Origin of the sequence: Streptomyces sp. NPDC052020, from assembly GCF_040680575.1 — a bacterium.
In the GTDB taxonomy this organism is placed as follows: Bacteria; Actinomycetota; Actinomycetes; order Streptomycetales; family Streptomycetaceae; genus Streptomyces.
In genome coordinates, this window is the sequence record NZ_JBFAWY010000106.1 from 1 (window position 1) to 1,077 (window position 1,077).

Annotated in this window: 1 pseudogene; it reads right to left on the reverse strand. The window is 74.4% G+C overall.

What is annotated here, in order from left to right:
- A pseudogene (locus AB0L74_RS34885) lies at positions 1 to 1,059 on the reverse strand (hypothetical protein); the annotation flags it as partial.
- Positions 1,060 to 1,077: the final 18 nt, after the last annotated feature.

Here is a 1,077-nt window from a genome sequence, read left to right on the forward strand (position 1 = left end):
GGCACTCTCACCGGCAAGCTCGTCACGCAACCGGCCCAGAACAGCGGACACGGCCTGCTCCGCACCACCACCAGGCACCCGCACCACCACCGGCTCCGGTGTCCGCGGAGTGTCCGGGACGACGGCCCCGAGCACCGGCTCCCACGTCACCCTGTGCAGCAGCCCGGCAGGAGAGAGGCCGGCCGTCGGCACGGCGGTGACGCCCATCGCGTCCACGGTCGCCACCAGGGCGTCCGACGCGTCGGTCACCGTCAGGGCGTACACGTCCTGCCCGGCCGGGGTGAGCCGTATGCGCAAGTCCCCCGTGAGCCGGGATCCCGGCATGTGCAGCAGTGCCCCGCGCCAGGACGTCGGCAGGTGGACCGTGCCGGGGGTGGTGGCCTCGGGCAGGAGGGGGCGCAACGCGGCTTCCAGGGCGACGGGCTGGAAGGCGAAGCCGCCGCCGTCGGGCACGGTCACGTCGACGGCCGGCCCGGAAAGGCCGGGATCAGCGGTCGCGGAGGCGGGGCCGAGCAGGCCGCCGGCGTGCAGGGTCCAGGGTTCGCCCTCGCGGCGCCCGTGGACACTGAGCGGCCGCAGACCGGCGGAGTCCGGTCCCCCAAGGTTCACCTGGAGGTCGACCGCCCCGTGCTCGGGCAGCGGGAGCGGGAGTGGCTGTTCCACGGTGAGACTGTCGAGCCGCGGCACGCCTTCCCGTTCTCCTACGCGGAGGGCGAGTTCGAGGAGTGCGGTGCCGGGCAGCTGCGCGGTCCCGGTGACCGGATCGACGAGATACGGGTGCGTCTGCGCAGACAGCCGACCCGAGTAGACGGTGCCGGCGCTGCCCGCGAGTTCCAGGCCCGGCCCCAGCACGGGGTGCCAGGTGGCTTGGTCCGCCGTGGCGGACGCCTTGCGGGTGCGGTCGTCGGCGAGCCAGTAGTGGTGGTGGTCGAAGGGGTAGGTGGGCAGGTCGACGGCGGTGGCCGGGGTCCGGGCGAACCAGGCGGGCCAGTCGATGTCCACGCCGTCGACATGCACCCGCGCCAGCGCGGCCAGCAGACGCTTCGGATCCGCCGTCACACCGGCCACCACCCGGCC